This is a genomic window from Salinimonas iocasae (genome assembly GCF_006228385.1).
Taxonomy (GTDB): domain Bacteria; phylum Pseudomonadota; class Gammaproteobacteria; order Enterobacterales; family Alteromonadaceae; genus Alteromonas; species Alteromonas iocasae.
This window is the reverse complement of sequence record NZ_CP039852.1, coordinates 124,876-143,049: the sequence shown is the minus strand read 5'-3', so window position 1 is coordinate 143,049 and position 18,174 is coordinate 124,876. Positions and strand designations below refer to the sequence as shown.

The window sequence follows — 18,174 nt, the reverse complement described above, 5'->3', positions numbered from 1 at the left end:
AACAGGGGGATGGCACGCTTTTTCAGATTAGCTTTTCTGATGCGAAAAATATAAAAATTTGCGTTGTATTATCTCAGCTTCGACTCTACAATCCGCCTGAATTTTAACCACTTCGCCAGCGTGGCGACCATCACCAAAGCAGAATTATACGTGGATACCCTTGAGTTCATTCAGATACGAAAATTTATCGTTAAGCTGGGCAAAATGCTACATAAGTACGGAACGCCGGCCTTTCGACTCGAAGCGTATCTCACCGAAGTTGCAACTTACCTGGGTGTACGTTCTGCGTTTATATCAACACCTACTTCGCTGACATTTGTACTATGGTCTGATCGCCACGAGGACGAATACAATTCAGCTGCGCGCCTGCAACCCGGCGAGCTGGATTTAAACGCACTGTCACGCACGGATGAGCTTGCCATTGCCTTGCTTTCCGGTGAACTGTCGCTTAGCGAAGCAGATAAAAAGCTGGATGAAATTGATGCCATGCCCAGTCCGTATGGCAAGCTGGTAACCTTTTGCGCATTTGGTCTGGCAACCAGTGCCTTTGCCATGCTGATGGGCGCCAGCGTATCAGAGATTGCCTGGTCCGGTATCCTTGGCTTGCTAACGTATATCTGGTGTTTATGGGCAACCCGTTCCAAACGGGTAAATCTGATGCTGGAACCTGTCACCGCTTTTGTTTCCGGCCTGGCTACCAGTGCCATCGGTAGCTATCTGGACCCGGGGATTAATATTCCGCTGATTGTGCTTTCTTCCGTCATTATTCTGGTACCGGGCCTGGCGCTGACGATGGGTTTAGCAGAGCTGGCCTCCCGTAATATGGTATCGGGCACCGCGCGGGTTATGGATGCACTTATGCAGTTATTTAAGCTGTACTTTGGTGCATTTCTGGGGGTTGCCAGTGGCTTTGCATTGTTTGGTGCTAATAACTATGAACCGGCCCCGTCGCTTCCCTACTGGGCTACCTGGCTATCTGTATTACTGCTGTGTATCGCGTTGATTGCAATTTTTCGCACCCGCCCAAAACATATCATCTGGGGCATACTTGCGTCTTTTGTGGCATATGGCGTGACCGTGGGCAGTTCACAGTTCATGGACCAGAATGTGGCGACCTTTGTCGGCGCATTTGCACTGGGTGTCTTTTCAAACGTATTTACACGCTTTGCCAACCAGCCTGCGACCATCGTCAGTATGCATGGTCTGATTGTATTGGTGCCCGGCTCTAAAACGTATATCGGCCTGAATTCATTCATTTCCGGTCAGAATTTTGTTCAGGCCGATCACATCGGTCAGGATGTGTTTTTAATTTTTATGTCTCTGGTAGCAGGGCTAATTTTTGCCAACGTCGTGATGCCGACAAAAAAAGCCCTGTAATTAGCTCAATAGCTTTATCAGTGCTTTACCCAGGCGAACATTCAATGCCCCTGCCGCGACGGCCTCGGCAGAGTTTTCGACAAAACGTGCGGTCAGCGATCCACTGATTTGATTTGCGATTTCATCGCTGGCCAGGTCGAAAATACTTTGGGCAGCTAAATTTTGCGCCAAAATGGTCATCAAACGCCAGTTTCCTGTGGTAGCTGGCCGTAGTCCGTAGACCTGAGCCACCCTGCGTACCATTCGCAAACTTATCCACAAAATAGCCAGAGTCTGAATAAGGTGGTTCGGGCTGACAAACGCCAGGCTTCCACTAACCATCGATTCTCTTCGCACAACATCACGTGCTCTGGCCGCTACAGGCTCATCCACTACCCGCTCATAAAGCCTGACAGTCTCCTTCGCACTCATATCGTCTTGAACACTGTGCAGGTACTGGCGAAAGCGATGTGCCGCAAAGCTTTCTTCGGAAAACGTTGCAGCGTGTTTTTTTAACGCTTTAACCGCTTCTTCGTGAGAGGATTTTGCCAGCTCGGTCAGGTCAGGCGTTCGATGCAGGTATTTATTGACTGCGCGGTAGCCACGGATCTCGCGAGTGACCAACCATAACAGACAGCCACAAAATGCTGTGAGCAATGTCGCCAGCACAATACTCAAAACCGGAGACTCGGCATAGGCACTTTGCAGATACCAGATGGCATCAACGATGCTAAAAGCGAACAATGCCAACAGCCCCAATAGCAATGTCATCGTAAATAGCGACAACCGCCCACCCTTAGCATCCGGTTGCCATTCCTGAGCAGCAAATTTTTCAGGCATCGCATGTGTAGGCGGTGCTTCATCGACTTCGCGCTGCTGAATCTTCGCGCGATACGGGGATACAGAGTCACTCATGACTATCTCCTAATAAAAACTGTAATAACCGGTCTAGTCCCCGGCCACTGAGTATTCTGGGCAGGTAATCATCCGGTACACTGGCAGGCAGCACCGGAAAATGCTCCTGCGAGGACATTGCCGACAGGCTTTCGGGCAGCGGTTCAAATTCAGCCTCGATGTACTGACCGGCTTTTCCACGATATCGCAGGCTACTTGGCGTACTACCCGGATCAGTGGCCTGCAGCGCGCTGACCAGAAAATGTTCGAAGTGAACCGGCTTATCCTTGATTTTTGCTACCGCCCCTTCCGTTATCTGTTTAAGCAGCACCAATAAGTCGTCATGGTATACAGGCGGCAGTAAGTCTGACTTTGCCGCCACAAAAGCAACCTTACTGATAGCCTGCTGGCGCAAAATATTACGGCTGAACCACCCACTTTCACCATACGAAAAAACTTCGGCCAAATAGCTCAGGGTTTCTTTTAGCTGATACAAATGCTGTTTGCTGTGATTCAGTCCCTCGAACAAATCAATCAGGATAATTTGTTTATCAGCCTGTCGAAATGTTCGGCTTTTCAGCGGCGCCAGCCACTGCTTCTGAAAATAACGGTAGTTTTTATCAAACAGCTTTGTCCATGGGTGGGTTACATCACTACTGACACTTGATGGTAGCGGCGTAAATCCATGCGTGCGCCAGTCAAAGCCGGTATCCCCCAATAAAAAGCTACCTGGTTGCAACAAAGTAATTCCGTTTTGCTTTGCATAGAGCAGGTAGTTTCGGTACTGCTCAACCAACATCTCAACGCGCTCAGGCTCTGGGGGCTGATCAAAGTCAAACTCTGCCACAACATCATGCCACTGCTCTGCATAATCACGCTGCGGTCTGTTCATTTGCTGAGCCCATGCCGAGTCGGACCATTGCGTAAATGGTTTTGTTAGCATGGGTAAATCCGTTAGCCACTCGCCCGGATAATCAATAAACTCAAACACCACATCTGTATAGGGAAGTAAGTGCTTCTTAACACCACTGGTCTCACGCAGTCTAACCAGCACTTTAAATCCATACACATCTTCTGTCGGACTTGGCCACGCTTTTTTGCCTAAGGCTTCGATATGTTGTTCCACGGGAAACATCTCAAAGCCATCTATCGGCTCTATCCACATGTGTTCGACTAATTCTGCAGGCAGATATTCCAATAAAGGCAGGCACTGATAACCGCCTTCACTGCGGTATTTGAGCATCGTCATCAGACTGGTGAAAAGTGTCGACTTACCACTGCGGCTCAACCCGGTAATTGTGAAGCGGTGATGCTCTTTTAAAAACCAGTCAGCCCAGTGATTGTTTTTTGCCGGATTAAACCATTGCGTAATCAATACTGCTCCTTTTTCCTACTGCCTGTTATTAATGTGCCTGCGATAAAAACAGTTTCAATACATTTTTATACTTTGTTACATCATTTCCGGTATGTTTACGTATGCACTCATCAAGAGCTTTCGCATTATGCTTTTGATTTTATAGGAAAAGTGATGGCTACTACCCACGTTTGCTTACTTAATGATAGCGCTACGTCTGTACTGACACCGGTTATCGACCCTTCTATACCCAGTGACTCACTGATTATCGCCGGCACCAGCGATTATGAAAATAACGCACAGCAGCTTATACGGCTGGCAAAAACCCGCGGGTTTGAAGCCAGTTTTTTTTGTCTACCCGATACGGTGAAAACGGCGAAAATTAAAGATGCCTTTCTTGAGCTCTTTTCACAGATTTGCGAATCGGAGGATGGTGAAGTATGGCTGAATGCCTCAGCGGGAGACAGATACCATGTACTGGCCGCATTTGAGGTTGCGCGTGCTTATGACTGCCCGGTTTTCGTCGTTGAGCCTGCGCAGGATGAGTTGTACTGGTTACATCCGGAAGATCAGGCACCAACGCCTATTGATGATCGCCTCAAATTGCATGAATACTTCACCCTTTTCGAAACCACCCTTTCCCAAGAGGATAACAGGCACGGAGTAAGTAAAACTGTCAGAGAGCTCGGAGAAAGCTGGGCAAATGATATTGAAGAGTGCGCACAGGCTCTGAGAGCGCTAAATTATCTGGCCTCAAAAGCTTCCGATGCATTACGGGTACAAATGGAGGACAGGCATCGTAACGACTCAGTTTTGTCCAGCATGCTGTGGGAGCTCGATGCGCTCGGGTATGTGAAGGTGGAGGATAACACGCTAATTTTTACCAGTGAAAAAGCCCGTTTTTTCTGTAACGGCGGCTGGCTTGAAGAACACACATTTGCCGTTCTTAAGGGAATAACCGGACAGGTTACAAGTATTCAGGATACCGCCCATAGCGCAAAAATCACCCGAAAAATTAACGGTAAAACACTTAGTAACGAGCTTGATGTGGTAGCCCTGGCTAACAATAAATTGCACATTATCGAATGCAAAACGCAATATATGGAGGCACTGCGCAGTACCAATACATTGTATAAACTGGACTCCCTCAATGAACTATTGGGTGGCCTGGAAGGGCGTGCTGCACTGGTTACCTATTTCGATGTCTCTCCCTCTGCAAGATTAAGAGCCACTGAACTGGGTATCCGTGTTTTTGGTTCGCAGGAGATCCCCCGACTGAAGCACCATTTGGCTAACTGGCTCGAACAGGCGTAGTTTGAATAAGCCTGGTAAAAAGGCCGACTTCCTGTTGAATACAAAAATCTGCTAAGGTGAATGCCGGATAAAAATTTACGCTCGCCCTGTTAGCCAATGATAAAAAAAACGTTACTAACACTTGCTGCGCTGCTTACGGCAGTTATTGCGGTTGTTCTGATTCGCGGGGCGTTGTTTACGCCTTCTCAAAATGTTTATCGGTCGGCAGGTTCTGGAGACTATGCTTTGCCTTCTGCTGAACAGGTTGCTGAACACCTGTCTCAAAGCATCCGCTTTAAAACCTTGTCTGAACAATCAGCGCCTACTGACACCCAGGCATTTTCAGCTTTCAGAAAATGGCTGGCTGATACCTATCCCACTGCGCATGAGACGCTTAGCCTGCACACTATCAATACACACACATTACTTTTTCACTGGCGCGGTAGCGATGCGCAAAAACAACCAGTCCTTCTGTCGGCTCACTACGATGTGGTACCCGTCGACCCGACTACTGTAAGTAAATGGGCTCACCCGCCTTTCGCCGGCCATATTGACGAACAAAGCCGAATCTGGGGACGTGGTGCGCTGGATGATAAAAGTGCGGTCATCGCCCTTATGGAAGCGGTAGAGGCTGCCGTCCGTCAGCAATTTACACCAAAATCTGATATCTATATCGCGTTTACCCATGATGAGGAACTTGGTGGTAATGCGGGGGCTAAAGCAGTAACCGAATGGTTTCGCGATAATAATATAACCCCGGCGTGGTCGCTTGATGAAGGCTCATTCGTGCTGGATGGCTTAGTACCGGGTCTGGAAAAACCCATAGCCAGTATCAATGTTGCCGAAAAAGGTTTTCTGACAATCAGACTCAGTGCAGCCGGCGCAGGGGGACATAGCTCAATGCCTCCGGAACAAACTGCCGTTACCCGCATATCCAGAGCGGTCGTCGCAATTCAGGACGCGCCAGTGCCGGGCGGGCTAAGCGGTGTTACCGGCGAAATGTATTCTGGTATTGCCCGGCATATGTCGTTTGATAAGCGAGTCCTGTTTGCAAACAGCTGGTTATTTCGTCCGGTCATCGAACAGGTGGTAGGCCGGTCGCCCAGCGGAAATGCCATGCTCAGAACCACAACAGCGCCAACCATGATGAGCGGCAGTATCAAAGCCAATGTGTTGCCGGAAGTTGCTACAGCAACCATCAATTTCAGGGTTCATCCACGAGATAGCATTGAAGATATCGTTATTTGGGTGAAGCAAGCTATTGATGATGACGAAATAAAGATAGAGGTAACTGAATCATTCCCCGCGTCTTCTGTTTCACCATCTGATAATCAGGCTTTCGGCTTACTTTCAGGTTCCGCGCGCCATGTATATCCTGATGCCGTTATTACCCCTGGTCTGACTGTGGCGGCGACCGACAGTCATCATTATGCCACCCTGACCCAAGCCTACCGGTTTAATCCAATGATCATCTCAGATAAAGACCTGGATGGCTTTCACGGCACCAACGAGCATATCACCACTGAAAATATGATGAATGCAGTGACCTTTTATAGTCACCTTTTCAGGCAGCTTTGATAGCTGCCTCTGAATGGGTTCGAGTCTGTAATATCAGATGGAAGCAGTATCCCAGTGTCAGGCTCATAATCAGCATTTCACCCCCATCCTCAACCATGGCAAAAAATGTGTAACCCCATGGAATCATTATATGAACCATATCGATGACAATACCGAAGAATGCGATAGCAGCAACCAGTGCTATCAGCCTGTGTGTAACCTGTTTGGCATAATTTGCTGCGTTTAAATAAGCCACTGCAAGGAAACTAAACAGGAATGCGCCAGCAATAGCGGTTACCAGTAGCTCGCCAAAATCCTGCGCGCGCAATCTGAGCGCCGGTTGGATATCGAAATTAGCCACCAGGTAGCGCCCCACCGTTTCGTGAATCTGTAACGAGTCATCTAAGAGCATGTAGCCGAATATAAAAATCCACGCTAAGAGCACTGCCGCTTTGTAGCGCATAAACAGTATCGCTAATAAACAAATGATCCAGAAAATTTTCAAATACTGAAATACTTCAGCGTAGCCACGATCCCGGGTCATCGAAAAATGAGGGTGAGATACCAGGTCCAGTTTAAAAGCCAGATGAATAACCATAAAGCCTACATCCGATAACGCCATTAAGACGATAATCACAGTTACCGGAAATCCTAAGCGCCAGTTGGGAAAGATCATGCAAATCCTATTGCTTTATAATTATCATACTGTAATAAAAATATAATTACTTTGTCACAATTAAGATCAGTGACTTTTCACCTCTGTATTCTTTTCGCGCACCATTTTAGCGGTCCGCTGAAAGGTCAAATCAAGCCGGTCGAAAATACCTTCAATAAGCGTAAGGTGGGCAGGCCCGTTAGCATCCTGCCGGACCTGAGATAAAACGGAATCGCACATTTGTCTGAAACGTTCAGTTGTCTCGCCTTTGGCTGCTTCAATGAATGTATCGGCCAGAACGTATTGCCAATGCTTCAGAATGACCGATAAGTCTTTGTCTGTAACGGTCTGTACCAGGTTACGCACGCGAATAGAGGTATGACCGAGATTCAGGCCTGTCAGGCCCAGGTCGGTAATAACACGGGCATCGCTGGCCGCTTCCTTATCGTAACTGGTAAGTCTGAGTAACCGGTCTCCCATTCTGGCGTTGTACCAGTGCGCTGGTGCTTCCTGCTCAATCAGGCGCTGAAGATCACGCCGGGTTGCATGTAATAGCCGTCTCTGCATGGTTTGCACACCCGGTCCGGTAATCAGGCGGAAAATCCAGTACAACAAACTAACCCCGACAACAATGGCGATTGCTGCACTAAGTGTATAGTCGACCGAGAGCGGTCGGGTCATATCATTTGCCGGCTGCACCAGCAGAGTGAACGGAATGCAGAACCCAAGCCCATAGGGTAGTGTTGAACGTTGGGATATTGCCATTAGCCCAAGGAAATAGGGCGCACTGAGTACTAATATGAGCAAGCCGTAATCGCCGCTGCTCTGCGCCAGTAAATTCAGGGCGTAGAAGATAGCAACGGGTATCGCAACGGCTACACCCATCAACATACGTTTGAGCGCTTGTTTCACGACAGCGGGAGGCATTCGTGCGAACATAATCGAGAAAATAACCGGCATAATCATTACCATTATGGCAGCCGGCGACCCGGTATAAAGCCACAGTAACGCGCCGCAGTTAAACACTAAAAATGTTCGCAGGCCGGTAGCCAGACCAATGAGTGGATCGCGGTAAGGCAGGTGCTCTGGTGCTTTAAGTACTGAGGCATGCCCCTTTATCAGCGTATTATTAGCGCGCAGAATAAGTACCATTTCAGAGAGCATTTCATGCGCTGTTTTAAGCAGCCTTGCCTCAAGTGGGGTTACAGTTTCGGTCTGTTTGGAAATTTTTAAAAGCTTACGGCGCTGTGCCTGCGCCAGTTCGTAGCAGGTTTGATAGTCAGACGTTTCGGCTATTTTCTTTAGATCGCTGCGTAAAACATCTAACAGCTCCTTCAGCGTGCCCGACAAAACTTCCGGATGGTTGCGCTGTAACCTGCCAAAAATCTGAATTACAGCAACTACTGACAGGGTTTTGTTGCAAATAACACTTGCAGCCCGCGCCCTGCCCGGCCCCTGCGGCCCTTCGTATGCCACCGCACTGGAATCATCATTGAGCGCTGCCAGTGACTCCAGAATTTCATCAATGCACTGATGCCGGTCTTCATGCGAGCCTTCGGGGTCAAGTTCCAGATTGACGTAATGCAGTGTGCGGTTGATAACCGTTTTTGCCTGCATTCGTAAAGATGTTTTAAGGCGCTTGGGAAAGACCAGCAGGCTAATGGTCATCGCACACAGTGCACCGACGATGATTTCGGTAATCCGCGCCTGAGAAATGCTGAAGATAGTCTGGTTGGTTGCCAGTTCAGGGGTCGACATTGTTAACAGCACAATGATGCAGGGCGTGACACTGGCCATGGCAAAAAAATAAATAAAGTTGACCCGGCGGACCATGGCAGACAGTGATGAATTAAGCGCTAGCCAAACCGCCAGTACACCCATTGCCGGTACCGGTGCAGCATGTAAATAGTTAAGCACGAACATGCCAAACACGCCGCCCAGCAGTGTTCCGGTAATCTGGCTCACTGTTTTTTCAACCACCAGCCCGCCCTCAGGCCTGACCTGCAAAAAAACTGCAGACACCACGGCCCAGTAGGGTTTTTCCAGATTAAAATAAAGCGAGATGTAGAGTGCCATCGCCATTGACAGCACGCCTTTAAACGCAAAGATTACGCTGTCTTTAGAAGGCGTGAGATAAGTCGCCGCTAACAGGGGCAGCTGCATGATTACTGCTCGTTTAAATGAATAGAGGCTGTTGTGCCTGCCACCAGCCTGACGTTATCGGGCACCGGATCTAGCTCTATATCAACGGGCACCCGTTGGGCCAGCCTTACCCAGTTAAAGGTTTGCTGCACACGGGGCAGAAGTTGTTCATTACGATGAATATTGGTATCAGCAATGGCTTCACCGATACTGACAACTTTACCTGTTAAAGGCTGCTCATTACTCATCAGGCTAATGGTGGCGCGCTGACCTTCATGAATAAGCGATAACTTTGTTTCCTCGAAGTAGCCGGTCACATAGAACGAGCCCTTTTTTACCAGCGAAAGTACCGGTTTTCCCTGACTGACATAATTGCCCTCACGCAGGTCCAGATTAACAATAGTACCTGCCTGGGGCGCTTTGACCCGGGTGCGCTGCAGATTCAGCTGTAGTGTATTAAGCTTAGCATTCGCAAGGTTATATTCGGCACGCGCCGCTTCTGCGTTCATCCGTGTTATTTCAAGCTCTTCCTGACTGATGGTATTGTTTTTAGCCAGGCCTTTGCGTCGCTGATATTCATGTTGGGCGAGCTGCCACGCCAGCTCTTTTGCCTCGCGGGCGGCGCGCTGTTCATCGATTGCTGCCTGATAACGGGCATCATCAATGGTAAAAAGAAGCTGGCCCTTTTCGACTTTTTGATTATCGGTTACTGATAACTCTGTCACCCACCCGGATACATCCGGCGAAATAGTGGTAATTTGAGCCTGCACTCTGCCATCGCGAGTCCAGGGAGCATGCAGGTACCTGTCCCACACCCATCGTCCGGCCAGCACGGCCAGCGCCACAATTATCAGCGTTATAATAATTCTTATCACCGTGCCCATAGCCGGCTAACCTCCTGCAATAAAAACAACGACTGCCAGATAGCAGATGAATAAGCTGACCTCACACCAGGCAGGCCGCCAAAGCTTTTGATAGATTCCCGCTTTTACCAGTGTCAGGCGTGTAATCACTGAAATCAGAAATGCCACAGGCAGATAAACGATAAGAGGGCTGAAAAGCATCCCGCCCAGCGCCACCTCAGTAAGCATGAGTGCGTCCCTTTTGTAACAAGTGCACTATGGCATACGTTGTTGTGTTCATCGGCTCACCGTCAGCTGATCAAATCGTGCATTTGCTCAATACCCGGCAACTTGTGCTCAGGCTGATAGAACAAACGGTTCAGGCGTCCTAAAAAATTCACACCACGGCCTGGCTTATTCGGCTTCTGCCGACGCTCGCTGCTGGTTTTCATAAACTCCCAGGCTTGTAAGTCCATCCCTTTAATATCTTGTTCGGTGGCGCCATGGCTTAACACTGTCGAAAGAATTCGCTCTGTTTTGCTCTCATTAATGTCAAGAATATCATCGCTGTATATGTCGTTAAGCGGCGCCCCGATAACCTCAAGGGTTTGATTGATCGCATGCCAGATTTCGTCATGGGACAGATACGCATCCTGCGGTGCGTAATAGCCATCAATCTCCCATTCAAGCTCAGCATTACTAACCGCTATTGAGCTTTCCAGTTGTTCACAAAGAGAAAGATCAGGTTTTGCACCAATATTATAGGCGTCGACGGAAAGCGCCACACAGACCACTATATCGCCCAGTTTGGTGGGGTTATAGTACAGCGCTTCGAAAGCCGCTCTTTTCACTCCCATCCAGCCATGTACACAGGCCGGCTGCTGAACAAAGTGTCTGACGTCATCAGGCAAGTCTTCGCCATACCGCTCAATAAAAAGCGGCAACGGGTCCTGAGTCGGGTCATCATCAGGCATCCAGACCTCATATTCCTGGCGGTCATCACCCTTCCCTCTGCTTTTAATACCAAACGACAGATTAACCGGCCTGCATATACTGCGATCTTCGTCCACCCGGTGAAAATACTCTGACCGAAGTCGCTTAATAAACGGTGCACTGGTATCGGCTAATGCCGCAGTGGGATAGCGATAACCTACTTCACTGTTAATGACATCGGTCAGGCCGGGGATGCGGGTTCTCAGCTTTTCACGCACGTTTTCCAATACACTAAGTTGCGGCACGATAATGCTACGCTCTGGCTCAATGGTCAGGCGCTGCCCGGAAGGGCTGTAAAACTTGGGAGTTTTGTGAAATTCGTACCCCGATAACCCCATATTTTCTACGGTTTGGTTACGGTAAGTAGCAAGTTCTGCAAACAGAACACTGTGGTCACGAATATGTTTTAAAAGCGGGCGATGCGCCATACAAACTTCCTGCTATACATGGCGCAAACGGTTTGTCAGTTTGCACCGTTAATGGTTATCACGCTGATTTGCTTTGTATTTACTTATACCGAGTTTTTTAACAATCCGATTTTTTGTTGAATGCCAGTGATTTTTTGGCCGGGTAGGTGCGTTTTGTATGATGTCGTCAAACGGGACACTGTTCGCTTCCAAAGGCTTCACATGGGCGCAAAATAAGGTATCGAGATGCAATGCTGCCACCCGCTTCAGTGAACGCCGGTACTGGTTAGGGTGACAGACCGGATAAGGCGGACACAGTTGCCCTTTGACCTTTACCAGCAAATCAGCAACGTACATTTTCCGGGTAGCGGTGTGCAAAAGCGACAAATCATGATTGGTATGCCCTGGCGTGTACAACACCTGCCAGTCGGAAAATCCGGGCAACAATTGGGTGTCTTCAAGTAAAATATCAGGTTTCAGGATAGGCGAATACCAGGTCATCCGCTTTCCCTTGCCCAATCGATTGGCCACCCAGTACATGAGTGCAACATCAATAATGTGTGCGGCACGTCCCATAGTGCCCGCGTACCATCTGGCCGCTTTAGGATGCGCGGCAATTCTGGCACCGGTAGCATCACGCAACTTATGCGCCCCTCCCGCATGATCGGGATGCATGTGCGTCACCACCACCAGCTTTAAGTCGGACAAGGGCCGGGATAATGTATCAGTGATGTACCCACAAACCATGTCGACATCTGCACGGGAGCAACCATCCAGCAGCAAAAGCCTATCGGCATCCTCAATCAGGAAGATGTGCTGAATATAGCCGTGCAGAGTGTGTATTTGCATAATGCTCAAGTCTTACCAAAACCGATAGCTACGCTAGCAAAATACGGTTGGTAAGACCATAAAAACACGCGGTAAATGTATTTCTAGTAACTGTACTGCACGCTGAGCATATAATTTCTGGGTCGGCCCGGAAAATACCGGTCACCGGAAAATGAAGAATAGTCCGCCCGCTCTGCGTAGCGTTCGTCAGTAAGGTTATTTACTCTGGCGAACACAGTAAGGGCATTGGTCACAGACCAGCTGCTACGAAGATGGAACAAATCATGCCCTTCGTATGCATGCAGATTTTCCGGATCGGTGTAGTAGTCAGATACGTGCTGCCATTCCAGTTGAACCCGCGCAGTCTCACTCACCTGCCAGCCAAGCCGCGTATTGATTAGTGTATCCGGAGCGGTATCAATATCATTACCATTAATATTGATGTCGTTAAGCACCTCATCGTACTCGTAGGTATGGCTGGCATAAGACGCAGCCACGGCCAAATCCCACTGCGCCGTAAGTTGTTGCATAAACTCAAGCTCAATGCCCTGATGGCGGGTTTCCCCATCAGATACCGTGAAAAAGTCGCTGTCCCGGAAGATGACATTTTCTTTGTCCATGCTGTACGCTGCGATCGTAAAGCTGGTGCCTTGGTACTGCCCCTTCAGACCGGCTTCGATACTGGTAACCGTTTCCGAGTCCAGATCCGCCACCTGCTGGTCACGCTGCAGGCGATAAAGTTCTGTAGCCTGCGGTGCACGGTAACCGCGGGCAATATTGCCATAAAGGGTCAGGTTATTATTTAGTGCGTAACTGGCCCTTAGTTTGGGTGAAAAATTTGAATAATCATCACTTGAGCTGGGCGGACGCGCATATCGGCACCCTCCCATCGGACAACTTGTCCCGTCAGCGCGGGTACGGCCTGCCGGCAGATAGTTAGTATAATCGTATTCCATAGACTCAAACCGCGCGGCTGCGGTGACTACCCAGGCGTCGTGTTGCCAGGTCAGCGAGGCAAAAGGTGCAATCATCGTCGCATCGACCTCATAATCGTAATGCAATCCTTCTGGCACTGTGGCGACCAGAAAGGCTGAACCCTGAGTGGGTCCATCCTGAAACTGGCTCAGGCTGCCTTCGGTATACTCAGCATCAATACCGGCCTGCAATTGCCATTGTTCGGAGAAATCATGCTGATACAGGGATTGCACGCCGACGCCCTGCTGGGCGTTTTTCTCTAAGGGTTGCCCCGGCAAGAAATGCATCAGAAAATCCATATTCTGGTCGCGATAGTAAGGAGTTACTACCAACGAATCACCATTATCCATAGACCATTGCGCTTTGCTCCATATGCGCAAAGCTCGGTTTTTACGAAACGCTTCCGGATCGCCATTTTGCTGCGCCAGCGTTTCGTTTTTATAACTTTCGAACCCTTCTATATAGCCCGCAGTATCCTGATCCAGATTTGTATAGGTCAGGCCGCTGGTGAGTGTGACATCGGAAAACTCATAGCGATGACGCAGGTTCACTTTCTCCTGATGTACACTTTCATTTGCCCGGTAACCACTGTCCCGGGTAATACTGGCATTGATACCTATACCACTGGCGCCAAAATCCTCACCATGACGCAGCTTATAGCGGCTGTACCCATAAGAGCCGTAGTCCACACCCAGCAGGCCGGCATCACGGGTAGTGTCAGGTGTAATTACATTTACGACACCGTGAATAGCATTAGAGCCATACAACGCCGAGCCGGGCCCCTTGAGTACCTCAATTCGTTGCGCCATTTCTGTGTGCGCCTCAAACAGCTCATTGATATTGCAAAAACCAGCGGCGCGTAACGGAATATCATCCTCTGCAGTCAACAGTCCCCCGCATGCGCCGGCGCCGGTGAATACCTGGGAACGCAGTGCCGGCAAATACTCCTGCCCGTTGCCACGTTGAACACCTGCTCCGGCGACAAATTTCAATACTTCTTCAATATGCATTGGCGACACAAGCGCCAGCGTATCCTCATCAATACCACTAACAACAATGCCTGCCGGAGATGGCTGGGCGATTCGGTTGCCGGTGGTAACAATTCTTTCGATGGATGCATCTTCCTGCTGCGCAATGGCGCTTACAGATACTAGTGAGGTACATACTGCTAAACACAGTGAGGCGGGCAGTCTGGCCGGCATAAGTAAAACAATCCTTCTTTTCTGTCGGTAGCTTGGTAACGCAATACAGCGCACACCTTATAGGGTGTAAGTATGCTGAAAGTTTATCTGGCTTATGAATTATTAGCGTGTGTTAACACGAACGATGCGTGTCCACACCGGACACATGAACTGTCCGCGAACAGAATAACGGACACTTTAATTTTAGAAATAGCATATATATCAAAAAGTTAACTTTTGGCACAAAGCTGGTATCTGATTGATTAATTGTAACAAATCAGGATACAGCCATGTTACTCGGTCACTTTTTGCTCTCCCCCATGGTCGTGTTGGCCATGGCCTTTTTTTATTACATTAAACGAACGCTCTGTATATAAAGGAGATCGTTCGTGATTAAGGATACCAGTGCACAGGACACAGCGATTACCAGTAAGAAACGCCGGTTAAAACCTATCGTTGTTGGTGCAGCGGTGCTTATCGCAGTCGCGTTATCCGCACACGCCATTATTACGACCGAGACAGTCTCCCAGTCAGTAGATAAATCCTCGTTACAAATAGCTACGGTTAAACGGGGCGAACTGGTTCGGGATATTGCTGCCACTGGCCGAATAGTTGCGGCCAACGCCCCCCAGGTTTACAGCCCCGAACAGGGACTGGCGACACTGTTGGTCAGGGCGGGCGATACCGTTGAGCAGGATCAGATAGTCGCTGAAGTGAAAAGTCCTGAGCTTGAGAACAATCTTCAGCAGGAAAAATCAGAAGCACTAAGACTGGAAGGTGAATTTGAACAGCAGAAACTGGAAACCCGTCGTCAGACATTGTTGCTCAACAAACAACTGGATTTGGCAAAAGTCGAGTTGCAGGCTGCCGAGCGCGAGAACCGTCGCGCCCACGCTTCTATTGAGGGCCACCTTATCAGCCAGATTGATTTTGAAAAAGCAGAAGATGATTTAGCCCGCGCCCGCTTAAATGTCGCGCATGCCGAGCAGGAAGTTGAACTGGCAAAAGACACCCTCGCCTTCGCGCTGCAGTCAGCCCAAAGCGCGCTTAACCGCCAGCGTTTTGTGGTCTCCGAGCTGGAAAGAAAAATCAGCAATCTTGCGGTAACTGCCAGTGTCAGCGGTGTGGTAGGCAACTTACTGGTCGCACCTAAATCGGTGGTCTCTGTAAATCAGCCACTGATGACGCTGGTGGATTTGAGCGCCTATGAAGCTGAAGTCAATGTAGCAGAAAGCTATGCCAACAATATCGGTATTGGCATGGATGTAGAGCTGACAATCGGTGCGCGCAAAGTGATTGGCACACTATCGGCGATTTCCCCTGAAGTGACTGAACGCGAGGTAACCACCCGGGTTCGTTTTTCACAGGATGCGCTGTCACAAATTCGCCAGAATCAGCAAATCAGTGCCCGCATCCTGCTTGAAAACAAAGATGATGTTGTAAAAGTACGCCGTGGCGGTTTTCTTGATGCCGGCGGCTTTGTGGCTTACAAGCTCGATGGAGACGTTGCCCGTCGCATCGATATCGAAACCGGAGTGACCAGTATGCGTGAGGTTGAGATTCTGAGCGGTCTGCAGCCTGGCGAACAAATCATTGTATCCGGTTACCAAAAATTCCAACAAGCGCCTTCAGTACTGCTGCGCTAAGACAACAAAAGGAAGTCCCATGCTTAAAATGAACGATGTCAGTAAAGTGTATCAGACTGAAATGGTACAAACCCATGCCCTGCGTGATTTTAACCTCACTGTCGACGAAGGCGAGTTTATTGCCGTAACCGGGCCCTCTGGTTCAGGCAAAACCACATTTTTAAATATTGCCGGCATGCTTGAGCCCTATACCGGCGGGCAATATACGCTGGACGGCATAGATATTGGCTCGCTGTCTGACAATCAGCGTGCCGATCTTCGCAATCAGAAAATCGGCTTTATTTTTCAGGGGTTTAACCTGATCCCCGACCTTAACCTTTATGAAAATGTTGAAGTGCCGCTGCGCTATCGCGGTATTAAAAGTGCTGAGCGTAAACGCCGTATTAATGAATGCCTTGAACAGGTCGGCCTGGCCAGTCGCGCTAAACACCTGCCGCAGCAATTGTCCGGTGGTCAGCAGCAGCGCGTTGCTATTGCCCGCGCTCTGGCTGGCGAGCCGCGCTTTTTGCTGGCGGATGAGCCGACCGGCAACCTGGACAGTCTGATGGCTCGTCAGGTCATGGAGCTGCTCGAAGAAATTAACCGCAATGGTGCAACTATTGTCATGGTGACCCACGATGCCGAGCTGGCGCGTCGCGCCCCGCGTAATATCCAGATTGTTGATGGTCAGCTGGCTGATTTCACGCTTTACCAGGGCGCGCCAGAGCCAGCCAGACAGGTTGCGGGAGTCTGATATGTTTACTCACTACCTGGATTTAGGCTGGCGCAGTTTCAGGCGTACACCACTGGTTAGTATCTTGATGGTACTGGCCATTGCAATCGGTATCGGCATAACGATGACCAGCTTGTCGGTGTACCACATGATGACTGTGGACCCGATCCCACAAAAAAGCGAGAAGCTGTTTCATCCACAATTACAAACGATGGATGATGGCGAAGAAGGCTGGGGAGCAGACAATCTTCCGCTTCAGCTTACCTATAAAGACGCGGTGAATTTATACAACCAGCCCTTTCCGGACCATAAAGCTGCCATGATCCGCACGGGTATGACAATTACCATGAACAACAGCGACCTGCGCCCGTTTATCGAAAGTGTCAGGGCCACTCACCGCGACTTTTTCTCCATGTTTGATAAGCAGTTTATTTACGGCGGCCCGTGGAGTGAGCAGCAGGCTGAATCAGCCAGTCCGGTAGCCGTTATCAGCCAGGAACTCAATGACAAGCTATTTGGTGGTCGTAACGCTGTTGGTGAGCAGATATTTCTTGATGAAATAAGCTACCGGGTCGTTGGGGTGACGCAGGACTGGAAGACCCACATGAAGTTCTACGATGTTAATAACGGCGCCTTTCTGGATCATGAGCAGGTGTATGTGCCTTTTGAGCGCATACCCGCTCAGAGCATTGACACATGGGGGAACACCCAGGGCTGGAAGTTTGAAAACATCAATAACTTCAAAGACAAGCTACAGTCAGAGCTATTCTGGGTGCAGTTTTGGGTCGAGCTTGATGATGCGCAGGCTGTAGCCCAATATCGCGAGGACCTGATGGCCTACATGCAACAGCAACAAGCGCTGGGCCGCTTTAACCGTGAAAAGCTGGAGTTCGCGTTACGTGACGTAAATACCTGGCTGGATTACCGTGAAATTGTGTCTGAGGATAACCAGATTCTGGTGGCCTTGAGCTTTATGTTCCTGGCGGTCTGCCTGGCCAATATTCTGGGCCTGCTGCTGGCCAAATTCATGCGCCGGGCGCCTGAGGTAGGCGTGCGCAGAGCACTGGGTGCAAGTAAATGGCAGGTGTTTATGCAGCATATTGTTGAGGTTTCCATGCTGGGCTTTGTTGGTGGTCTGCTGGGCATTGCTATTGCGCAGCTTGGACTCTGGGGTGTTCGCGTCACGCAGGATAGATACGAGTCACTGGCGACCATGGATATGTCCATGCTGCTTTCAGCACCGGTCATTGCTATTACCGCCTGTGTTATTGCTGGTGTCTATCCGGCGTGGCTGGTCTGCCGTACGACACCTGCCACTTACCTGAAAACCCAATAGGAG

Annotated in this window: 15 protein-coding genes; 6 read left to right on the top strand and 9 right to left on the bottom strand. The window is 49.4% G+C overall.

Annotated features, from left to right (window positions below; translation table 11 throughout):
- Nucleotides 1-150: 150 nt before the first annotated feature.
- Complete coding sequence (locus tag FBQ74_RS00580) at nt 151-1,377, top strand: threonine/serine exporter family protein (RefSeq protein ID WP_139754823.1); 1,227 nt, start codon at nt 151-153, stop codon at nt 1,375-1,377.
- Here the strand turns inward: FBQ74_RS00580 and FBQ74_RS00575 are convergent, their stop codons facing one another.
- Entirely contained in the window at nt 1,378-2,271 is an 894-nt protein-coding gene (locus FBQ74_RS00575; protein WP_139754822.1) for a YcjF family protein, read from the bottom strand.
- A complete protein-coding gene (locus tag FBQ74_RS00570) occupies nt 2,264-3,625 on the bottom strand; it encodes a YcjX family protein (RefSeq protein ID WP_139754821.1) in 1,362 nt (453 codons plus the stop codon). Before FBQ74_RS00570 ends, FBQ74_RS00575 begins: the two co-directional genes overlap by 8 nt.
- A gap of 153 nt (nt 3,626-3,778) precedes the next feature.
- Between FBQ74_RS00570 and FBQ74_RS00565 the strand changes: the two genes are divergently transcribed.
- Nucleotides 3,779-4,918, top strand: coding sequence for a Card1-like endonuclease domain-containing protein (locus tag FBQ74_RS00565; RefSeq protein ID WP_139754820.1), 1,140 nt, complete (start codon nt 3,779-3,781; stop codon nt 4,916-4,918).
- A gap of 96 nt (nt 4,919-5,014) precedes the next feature.
- On the top strand, nt 5,015-6,475 hold the full coding sequence (locus FBQ74_RS00560) for a M20 family peptidase (RefSeq protein WP_139754819.1): 1,461 nt from the start codon (nt 5,015-5,017) through the stop codon (nt 6,473-6,475).
- Here FBQ74_RS00560 and FBQ74_RS00555 read toward each other — a convergent pair.
- The 7 genes from FBQ74_RS00555 to FBQ74_RS00525 form a co-directional block, all read right to left on the bottom strand.
- Entirely contained in the window at nt 6,462-7,130 is a 669-nt protein-coding gene (locus FBQ74_RS00555; RefSeq protein WP_139754818.1) for a hypothetical protein, read from the bottom strand. The two genes, FBQ74_RS00560 and FBQ74_RS00555, sit on opposite strands and share 14 nt — an antisense overlap.
- 66 nt (nt 7,131-7,196) lie before the next feature.
- The gene (locus tag FBQ74_RS00550; RefSeq protein WP_139754817.1) at nt 7,197-9,272 is read right to left on the bottom strand and encodes an FUSC family protein; all 2,076 of its coding nucleotides are present in this window, start codon (nt 9,270-9,272) and stop codon (nt 7,197-7,199) included.
- A 2-nt stretch (nt 9,273-9,274) separates the two neighbouring features.
- A complete protein-coding gene (locus tag FBQ74_RS00545; RefSeq protein WP_139754816.1) occupies nt 9,275-10,135 on the bottom strand; it encodes an efflux RND transporter periplasmic adaptor subunit in 861 nt (286 codons plus the stop codon).
- Nucleotides 10,136-10,141: 6 nt separating this feature from the next.
- Nucleotides 10,142-10,342, bottom strand: a complete 201-nt coding sequence (locus FBQ74_RS00540) for a DUF1656 domain-containing protein (protein WP_139754815.1) — start codon at nt 10,340-10,342, stop codon at nt 10,142-10,144.
- A 62-nt stretch (nt 10,343-10,404) separates the two neighbouring features.
- Nucleotides 10,405-11,514 carry a hypothetical protein gene (locus FBQ74_RS00535; protein ID WP_139754814.1) on the bottom strand — a complete coding sequence of 370 codons (1,110 nt, stop codon included), beginning with the start codon at nt 11,512-11,514 and terminating at the stop codon, nt 10,405-10,407.
- A 48-nt stretch (nt 11,515-11,562) separates the two neighbouring features.
- Nucleotides 11,563-12,342 carry an MBL fold metallo-hydrolase gene (locus tag FBQ74_RS00530; RefSeq protein ID WP_139754813.1) on the bottom strand — a complete coding sequence of 260 codons (780 nt, stop codon included), beginning with the start codon at nt 12,340-12,342 and terminating at the stop codon, nt 11,563-11,565.
- A gap of 83 nt (nt 12,343-12,425) precedes the next feature.
- Entirely contained in the window at nt 12,426-14,498 is a 2,073-nt protein-coding gene (locus FBQ74_RS00525) for a TonB-dependent receptor (RefSeq protein ID WP_139754812.1), read from the bottom strand.
- Nucleotides 14,499-14,866: 368 nt separating this feature from the next.
- Between FBQ74_RS00525 and FBQ74_RS00520 the strand changes: the two genes are divergently transcribed.
- The 3 genes from FBQ74_RS00520 to FBQ74_RS00510 are packed head-to-tail and all read left to right on the top strand — an operon-like array spanning nt 14,867 to nt 18,171.
- Entirely contained in the window at nt 14,867-16,123 is a 1,257-nt protein-coding gene (locus FBQ74_RS00520) for an efflux RND transporter periplasmic adaptor subunit (protein WP_139754811.1), read from the top strand.
- Nucleotides 16,124-16,142: 19 nt separating this feature from the next.
- Nucleotides 16,143-16,856, top strand: a complete 714-nt coding sequence (locus tag FBQ74_RS00515; RefSeq protein WP_139754810.1) for an ABC transporter ATP-binding protein — start codon at nt 16,143-16,145, stop codon at nt 16,854-16,856.
- A gap of 1 nt (nt 16,857) precedes the next feature.
- Nucleotides 16,858-18,171, top strand: a complete 1,314-nt coding sequence (locus tag FBQ74_RS00510; protein ID WP_139754809.1) for an ABC transporter permease — start codon at nt 16,858-16,860, stop codon at nt 18,169-18,171.
- The last annotated feature ends 3 nt before the right edge of the window (nt 18,172-18,174 follow it).

Excerpts from the sequence above, each read along its gene's own strand:
- FBQ74_RS00525 (WP_139754812.1), bottom strand. The coding sequence starts at position 14,498 with ATGCCGGCCAGACTGCCCGCCTCACTGTGTTTAGCAGTATGTACCTCA.
- FBQ74_RS00545 (WP_139754816.1), bottom strand. The coding sequence starts at position 10,135 with ATGGGCACGGTGATAAGAATTATTATAACGCTGATAATTGTGGCGCTG.
- FBQ74_RS00560 (WP_139754819.1), top strand. The coding sequence starts at position 5,015 with ATGATAAAAAAAACGTTACTAACACTTGCTGCGCTGCTTACGGCAGTT.
- FBQ74_RS00555 (WP_139754818.1), bottom strand. The coding sequence starts at position 7,130 with ATGATCTTTCCCAACTGGCGCTTAGGATTTCCGGTAACTGTGATTATC.
- FBQ74_RS00550 (WP_139754817.1), bottom strand. The coding sequence starts at position 9,272 with ATGCAGCTGCCCCTGTTAGCGGCGACTTATCTCACGCCTTCTAAAGAC.
- FBQ74_RS00540 (WP_139754815.1), bottom strand. The coding sequence starts at position 10,342 with ATGCTTACTGAGGTGGCGCTGGGCGGGATGCTTTTCAGCCCTCTTATC.
- FBQ74_RS00535 (WP_139754814.1), bottom strand. The coding sequence starts at position 11,514 with ATGGCGCATCGCCCGCTTTTAAAACATATTCGTGACCACAGTGTTCTG.
- FBQ74_RS00510 (WP_139754809.1), top strand. The coding sequence starts at position 16,858 with ATGTTTACTCACTACCTGGATTTAGGCTGGCGCAGTTTCAGGCGTACA.
- FBQ74_RS00530 (WP_139754813.1), bottom strand. The coding sequence starts at position 12,342 with ATGCAAATACACACTCTGCACGGCTATATTCAGCACATCTTCCTGATT.
- FBQ74_RS00575 (WP_139754822.1), bottom strand. The coding sequence starts at position 2,271 with ATGAGTGACTCTGTATCCCCGTATCGCGCGAAGATTCAGCAGCGCGAA.
- FBQ74_RS00565 (WP_139754820.1), top strand. The coding sequence starts at position 3,779 with ATGGCTACTACCCACGTTTGCTTACTTAATGATAGCGCTACGTCTGTA.
- FBQ74_RS00515 (WP_139754810.1), top strand. The coding sequence starts at position 16,143 with ATGCTTAAAATGAACGATGTCAGTAAAGTGTATCAGACTGAAATGGTA.